At 40.1% G+C, this 7,295-nt stretch carries 8 protein-coding genes; 4 read left to right on the plus strand and 4 right to left on the minus strand.

Going from position 1 to position 7,295, the window contains the following annotated elements; all coding sequences use genetic code 11:
• Positions 1–2,398: DEAD/DEAH box helicase family protein (locus B4G81_RS09625; RefSeq protein WP_286861113.1), on the plus strand; the 2,398-nt coding region annotated here is incomplete at its 5' end.
• A gap of 299 nt (positions 2,399–2,697) precedes the next feature.
• Here the strand turns inward: B4G81_RS09625 and B4G81_RS09630 are convergent.
• Positions 2,698–2,934 carry a hypothetical protein gene (locus B4G81_RS09630; protein WP_286861110.1) on the minus strand — a complete coding sequence of 79 codons (237 nt, stop codon included), beginning with the start codon at positions 2,932–2,934 and terminating at the stop codon, positions 2,698–2,700.
• A complete protein-coding gene (locus B4G81_RS09635) occupies positions 2,931–3,164 on the minus strand; it encodes a hypothetical protein (protein ID WP_286861108.1) in 234 nt (77 codons plus the stop codon). The genes B4G81_RS09630 and B4G81_RS09635 overlap by 4 nt, the downstream gene beginning before the upstream one ends.
• 51 nt (positions 3,165–3,215) lie before the next feature.
• On the opposite strand from B4G81_RS09635, the gene B4G81_RS09640 reads away from it, so the two are divergent.
• The 3 genes from B4G81_RS09640 to B4G81_RS09650 all read left to right on the plus strand — a co-directional run bounded on the left by B4G81_RS09640 (position 3,216) and on the right by B4G81_RS09650 (position 5,697).
• Complete coding sequence (locus B4G81_RS09640; protein WP_286861105.1) at positions 3,216–3,836, plus strand: hypothetical protein; 621 nt, start codon at positions 3,216–3,218, stop codon at positions 3,834–3,836.
• A complete protein-coding gene (locus tag B4G81_RS09645; RefSeq protein WP_286861102.1) occupies positions 3,836–4,381 on the plus strand; it encodes an HD domain-containing protein in 546 nt (181 codons plus the stop codon). Before B4G81_RS09640 ends, B4G81_RS09645 begins: the two co-directional genes overlap by 1 nt.
• A 338-nt stretch (positions 4,382–4,719) precedes the next feature.
• Positions 4,720–5,697 (plus strand): hypothetical protein, encoded by a 978-nt coding sequence (locus B4G81_RS09650; protein ID WP_286861099.1) that lies wholly within the window; start codon positions 4,720–4,722, stop codon positions 5,695–5,697.
• A 266-nt stretch (positions 5,698–5,963) separates the two neighbouring features.
• Here the strand turns inward: B4G81_RS09650 and B4G81_RS09655 are convergent, their stop codons facing one another.
• Both B4G81_RS09655 and B4G81_RS09665 read right to left on the minus strand, forming a co-directional pair.
• Positions 5,964–6,371: a hypothetical protein gene (locus B4G81_RS09655; RefSeq protein WP_286861096.1), complete on the minus strand. Its 408-nt coding sequence runs from the start codon at positions 6,369–6,371 to the stop codon at positions 5,964–5,966.
• A 63-nt stretch (positions 6,372–6,434) separates the two neighbouring features.
• Complete coding sequence (locus B4G81_RS09665; RefSeq protein ID WP_286861093.1) at positions 6,435–7,103, minus strand: Fic family protein; 669 nt, start codon at positions 7,101–7,103, stop codon at positions 6,435–6,437.
• Positions 7,104–7,295: the final 192 nt, after the last annotated feature.

Genomic DNA, 7,295 nt, shown 5'->3' on the forward strand with positions numbered 1-7,295 from the left:
CTTTGTACTGGCTCCCAATCTTACAATTTACGATAAGTTAATCGAGGACTTTGGCAATCCTGCATATTATAAATACCTGTTTACCGGTATTTCAGAATTTGTACACAATCGCCCGGTCATAATTACCGGAGAAAATTACAATGAACAAGGCCGGCTGTACGAGAAAGAGGAGATCAGGATCAATATCTTCAATATTGCGAAGTTTAATTCGGAAAATAGGGGAACAAGGAGAGGTGGTGTGTCGCTTGCCCCAAGAATAAAGCGCCTTTCCGAGTACCTGGGTCAATCCTATTGGGATTACCTATCAGGTTTAGATGATTTGGTGATTCTGATGGATGAAGCACACAGATATCATGCCGATGCTTCAAAGAATGCGATCAATGAACTCAAACCGGTACTGGGTATAGAACTTACGGCAACTCCTTTCGACGATGCAGGAAATATGTTTCAGAATATTGTGTATGAGTATTCGTTGGCACAGGCTTTGGCTGATGGGAAATATGTGAAAAATCCGGCGATTGCAACAAGGAAAAACTTCGTGAAAGGTAGTTTGACCGACAGGGAGATTGAGATCATTAAACTGGAAGATGCGATCAGCATCCATCAGGATACAAAAACTGAACTGGAGATTTTTGCTTTGAACAATGATGTGAAAATGGTCAAGCCATTCATTCTTGTCGTTTGCAAGGATATTACCCACGCCTCGGAGATATACAATTTGATTAATTCTACCGAATTTTACGAGGGTAAGTACATGGGTAAGGTACTTCAGATTGATTCTTCTACCCGGAATGACGAGGATATTGAGTCGCAGTTTGTCTCGCTCGAGAGTTCCGACAACGAGATTGAAATTGTAATTCACGTGAATATGCTCAAGGAGGGGTGGGATGTGACCAACTTATACACGATTGTTCCGTTGAGAGCGGCTAATGCATCCATTCTTATTGAACAGACCATAGGACGGGGCCTGCGATTGCCCTATGACGGCAAACGGACGGGTGTCGATAAGATCGATAAGTTGACGGTGGTTGCCCACGAGAATTTTCAAGCAGTAATTGATGCTGCCCAGGATCCCAATTCCCTATTGAATAAACTGAGTTATATTGAGGTTCCGGAAGAGGACTTGAACAGCAAGTCCGTGCCGGTTATGTCCAAACCGGTGGTGGATGTAGCTTTTGAAAAGGAGCAGGAGAAAGTAAACACGATATCCGACAAGGAGGTAAAACAGAAAGCGCAGAACAACCTGGATGCCAAAATGGCTATCATTCATGTGCTACCCGACTTTAATGCACTGCCTGAAGTGCGGAATGTGAATGATTTGAATAAACCTGAAGTGAAAAGAAAGGTAATACGCCAGGTAGAAGAGAACCTCACCAAGGGGCAATTGAATCTATTTGCTGATGATATCCTGAAAGAGGCTGCCGAAGTATATGATACAATGGTCAATGAGTATAAGAAGAATATCATTGAAATACCACGGATGGACCTGGTACAGGGTGATGTGACAGCGGAATTCAAGTTTTTTGACCTGGACACCACCTACCTGAATTACCAGGCATTGAATCAGGAGATCATCCGTCTCGGACTTAAAGACAAGGTTGTGGAAACCCTGAAAGCAAAATCAAGCGGATCATATGGTTATCCTGTAAAAATGATTATTTCGGAACTCATCGATTATCCGGAGATCGACTATGACGACAATGCGGAATTGTTGCACCACCTGGCTACCCAGGCATATAACGCTGTAGCGGAGAATATCGAGAAGAAGGATGAACTCCTGCAAACAATATTCCAGTTTAAAGCGACAATTGCTGAGAAGATCTATCAGCAGATGAAGTCGCCTGATAATTTTATCTTACACCAATCCGAATACAAGGCAAAGAGTGTGCTGCCTTTTCAGAAGATCGAACCTTGGAATTTTTCCGCGTTGATCAATTTTGGTTACAAGGACTATCGGGAGGCTGTTCCCCCTGCATTGGTCCCAAAGCTTGTTTTCAGGGGATTTGAAAAAGCGTGTCATTTCGAATACAAGTTCGACAGCAAAACCGAACTCGATCTCTCTTTTGTACTGGAGACCGATGCCAACGTGTTGAAATGGTTAAGGCCGGCTCCCAATCAGTTCAGAATGTATTGGGACAACAATTCAAAAAAGTACGAACCTGATTTCGTTGTGGAAACTTCCGACGCGATCTATATGGTTGAAACCAAAGCCTCAAATGAATTGAATAATGACGATGTGTTACAGAAGGCAGCCGCAGCATTAACCTACTGCAAGAATGCCACTGAATTTACTTCCCAAAATGGAGGAAAGCCCTGGCAGTACCTGTTGATTCCACACACGGTAGTAAGCAAAACTGTTTCATTCAATTTTTTGATTGGCAGCTACAGAATAGTATAAGTACATCATTCAAGGTTTTCATTTTCCTTGGGTATAAACCACCTGAGTTGGCGACAAGAATCTTCTCCCAATTCAAGTGTTAGACAGTATGGCTCTTAAGATTATCCACGATTTTACCTATTTGGAGATATTATGTAGGTTTCAAAATTATTTGAAGAAATTAAAAAACTTACAGGAGGAGTGAGGAAACAAGTGATTATATCTTGAGAAATGTCCAGTTTTTATGCATATAAACTGGACAAATATATTATTGAGGCAAAGGATAGTATTGTATGAAAATAACTGATTACATATCCTGTTCACCTATGCCGACTTTCTCCCGGAGGTGAATCAAAAGGAACAGTCAGTAAAACATGCTCCTTGCATGACGATATCACACCGGCAGCGCCATCAACCGTCGGGGCTACGTTGTATTTTAAACCGTACTTGGGGCGTATAAGCTCTTTCATGTTGCCTGCGTACTCGTGGATGTCTCCAGCGATTGTCAGTTCCGTTCCATTCCCTCGCTCCACTCGCTGCGGCTCGCGCCTTGTCACTCCGCAAGGAAAAACACGTCGCTTCGCTCCGCAGTTTTTCCATTGCTCCGTTCCGGCTCAAGGCTGCATAACCTGTTCTTGTCTGAATTTAAACCATGAAGAAAAGTATCAACAATTAATTTCATTGGTTCAGAAATAATCACTAAACTTGCAATTGCAGTTTGAATCAATTGCATGGATGCTAAAATACACTTTTTCTGAAACTGACCTGATTTTTTTATCACTACCATTTCATTGATTTATCAATCCATTGTCTCAACATGTAACAAGGCCCTTTCAATATGAGTGAATTAAATCAAATTATACCGACTCCGAAAAATGGAACCGAAGATTTGACTTTCAACGGACAAAAGACTGAATACAAACTATTGGACTTTTGGCGTTGGAGTGTGTCAGATCTTTTGAGTAACGCTACACGTGGGAGATTAGCCGAATTTATTGTTGGAACAGCAGTTGGTTTGAATCCGGATCATATTCGAGACGAGTGGGGTGCCTATGACCTGAAAACGGAAGATGGCATAAAAATTGAAGTGAAATCAGCGGCATATATCCAATGTTGGAGTCAAAAATGTTTTTCAACGATCTCGTTTTCGATAAAACGATCAGTTTATTGGGATCCGGTAACGAATATTGAGTCTGTAAAATCTAGAAGACACGCTGACCTCTATGTATTCTGTGTTTTAAAACATAAAGACCAAAGTTCAATTGACCCGTTAAAAATGGAACAGTGGGATTTTTACATCTTACCGACTTATCGACTGGATAATTACGAAAGAAGTCAAAGTTCTATCACATTGAACTCTTTGCAAAAACTGACCGATCCTGTCTCTTATATTGATTTAAATAACCGGATTCAAAAAGCTTTTTTGGAACAATCAAATTACATTTCACATTCAGTTTAATGATGCAAATACAAAAACTATATCAGCAAGCCATTTCTTATGCTGCTGAAAAGCATGCACAGAATAACCAAAAAATACCTGGTACCAACCTTCCTTATGTTGTCCATTTGAGCAATGTCGCCATGGAGTTATTTGTCGCTTCATCAGCAAATGATGGGTTGAACATGGAGTTTGCTGTTCAGGTGGCATTGCTCCATGATCTTATTGAGGATACAGATACTACTTGTGAAGAAATTGAGGATCGATTTGGAGTTGAAATTATGAATGCTGTGAAAGCATTGACGAAAAATAATAAACTTCCAAAAGATCAGCAGCTAGCAGACAGCTTGATAAGAATCAAGAAATTACAACCAGAAGTTTGGGCTGTTAAACTTGCCGATAGAATCACAAATCTTCAACCACCACCTCAGCATTGGGACAATGAAAAAATAATTCAATATCAGAAAGAAGCCAGAACGATTTATGATGAGCTGAAGCAGGGCAACGATTTTTTAGCTAATCGTCTAAAACAGAAAATTGAAGAATATTCTGACTACATAAAATGAAATACCATTGAGAAAAGGATCAAAGCTCTCAAATGAAGACGGAAGATATCTGGGGTGTAGGTAAAAGAAATAGTTAACGGAATCTCGGGTGCTGAAAAAATGGCGATCACTGTTATTCTCTGCAAAAGGATTTGAAGGAAATCTTACGCTTGAGCTGATGTTGTTTGCCAACATTGGTTTGAGACAGATCTACAAGCAGTTCCGATATTTCAAGCGGGATGGGGTAATATTGATCAATCTTCAAAATCATGATACCCATTCATATCAATAAATAAATTGGGATAAATCATAATTATTAACTAAACTTGTACATTAAAGTTTATTTTAAACATAAAAACATGACTCTGAAAGAAGCGGTATTAAAAAGTTTGGAGGACATAAATGATGTTACGAACTATTTGGCTGTATTAGATCATATTAATGCCAACTATTATTATAGTTTTGGTGATGCAAAAACTCCCAGTGCAACTGTCTCTGCAATATTAGGTGATTTTATTCGAAATGGAGATAGTCGTGTTAAAAGGATCAAACAGAACGGTGGAGCATATTCTTATTACCTAACCAAAAATGAACAGAAAATAGGCCTTGATATATTAAGTGGTGAGAAAGTAATCAGCGAAAGAGAAAAGATGAAAGCCAGAATACATAAAACCTATGAGGAAAGATCATTGCATAAACTCCTGAGTTCATTTCTTAAAAACACAGAAACCTATTCTAAAACTATTTTCCACGAACATTCAAATGGTAAAGACAATAACCAAATCTGGACTCACCCAGATATGGTGGGCGTGAAATTTTTAAATTTACAAACAAAGGCTAGTCAGAATCTACTCAAATCAATTAATCGGGTTGACACTTTCAAGTTAAGTGCATATGAACTAAAAAAAGAAATTAACAGCGATAGCGAATTGAAAAAGGCATATTTTCAGGCCGTTTCAAATTCAAGCTGGTCAAACTATGGTTATCTAGTAGCTTTTGAATTCAGTGATAACCTATATGATGAAATGGAAAGACTTAATCAATCTTTCGGAATCGGGATCATTGAACTTGATGCCAATCCATACCAAAGTAAAATACTTTTTCCTGCAAAATATCGTGATCTGGATTTTAAAACCATCGACAAGCTCTGTAACATGAATAAAGAGTTTGAAAAATTTGTCGTTCAAATTGAAAAACTATTGTCGGCAAGTGATAAATATGTATCCGGTGCCGAAAAAGAACTTGATGAATTTTGTGATAAGTATTTCTCCAATGATGCTGAAATAGAGGATTATTGCAGTACAATGAATATTCCAATAACTATTGAATTTCAATAATTCATTCATTCTAACCGTAGCCGGGGTAATTACCTGGAAAGCAGTTTGGCAAATCATTTTGACACTTTAAATTTGTGAATTAAGACAATTTGCTTGTATTGCTACTCCCGAAGACAATACCAGATCGTGGCTTTTCATAGTATCATGGAACGAAAACCGGTTGCAAATCGCGATTGATTCCCGAATGATTTTTTTTCCCATCTCCTTGGTGATAGCTAATGGTACGACAATAAAATCATGTATGATAATTATCTCGATAGAAGAATCTACTTGAAATAGTTGATATACGACTGGAACATATAGAGTTTGTACCGCTGAGCACCAGTGATCTCTTTGATAATCTGTAATCGTTCCAGGTCGGCAAGTAGGTTATATACTGTTTGTGGGGACTTGCCGGTCAATTCAACCAGCTCTTTCGCTGAAACGATTGATTTCCCGTACAGGTGATCGACCACAAGCCATGCATCTACACTTCGTTTCCCAAGTGCATCCATCTGCTTTTCGATAGTTTTCTTCAGTTGCATGATCGAATCCAACGTTTGTACCCCTTTCTTGGAGGTCTCAATCACTCCCGAAAGGAAATATTTCAGCCCCTGGTTGATGTCACCATGGCTCCTGACGCGCATCAGGCTGTCGTAATAAAGGCTCCGGTGTCGTTCAAATAAATCCGACAAATAGAGGGTCGCTTCAGCACATTCTTAGAGACAAGATAAAGTGTGATCAGCAGACGTCCTGTTCTACCGTTGCCATCCAGGAAGGGGGGGCTCGAACTGATAATGGATCAAGGCGATTTTGATCAGGTTGGGGAGAGGATCCTCCTGGTTGTTTGCGAACTTCTCCAGATCCGACATCAACGCATCTACCTCATGGTGAGCCGGTGGGATGAAGACGGCGTTGTGTAGAGTGGCACCCCCGATCCAATTCTGACTCTTGCGAAACTCTCCCGGTTGTTTTTGATCACCCCTGACACCCCGAAGGAGCACCTTGTGAGCCTGCTTGATCAATTGTGTGGAGAATGGCAGAGCGTGAAGCATCTCCACGGCTTCTTTCATGACGATGATGTAGCTCTGCACCTCCTCCCAGTCATCTCTCTTCTCTGCACTGATCTCAGATTTTAAAAGAAAGGGCTCTTCAATCTTTGTCTGGGTTCCCTCAATTTTTGAAGATTGTGTCGCCTCCTTGGCAATGTGCATCTGGGTGAGCAGGTCTATGTCCACATACTCGGAGTACATGTCAAGCCGTCCCAGGAATCTGTCTGCCTTGCTCAGCAGGCTGATCACCTCCATGTCATCAATCATCCAATGTCGGTTAAACAGGGTTGGCTGAAAGTTCTTGTACCCTCCCTGGCTGACGAATGTGCCCGATTGAAACTTTTTTATGCTATTATTCCCTCGTAATTGGAACAAAGATAGTGGTAATTCTAATGAAGTGGCATATTATTAGAATTAAACAATTCTTATTCTAAGTTTTCCGGCTTCTTTTGTTGTTTCCTTTTATTCTTACTTCTGGCGAAGTATTGCCGGGCACGCTATTCGATAGTATTCAGGTTGATGCTATTTCCGCTTTATCTTGTTATAACTCTGACTTAATCTAAAGTG

Source organism: Proteiniphilum sp. UBA5384, assembly GCF_002410825.1.
Lineage (GTDB): Bacteria > Bacteroidota > Bacteroidia > Bacteroidales > Dysgonomonadaceae > Proteiniphilum.

Coding starts and splice junctions, on each gene's coding strand:
- B4G81_RS09635 (WP_286861108.1), bottom strand. CDS start 3,164: ATGGTAGTGATAAAAAAATCAGGTCAGTTTCAGAAAAAGTGTATTTTA.
- B4G81_RS09640 (WP_286861105.1), top strand. CDS start 3,216: ATGAGTGAATTAAATCAAATTATACCGACTCCGAAAAATGGAACCGAA.
- B4G81_RS09645 (WP_286861102.1), top strand. CDS start 3,836: ATGATGCAAATACAAAAACTATATCAGCAAGCCATTTCTTATGCTGCT.
- B4G81_RS09650 (WP_286861099.1), top strand. CDS start 4,720: ATGACTCTGAAAGAAGCGGTATTAAAAAGTTTGGAGGACATAAATGAT.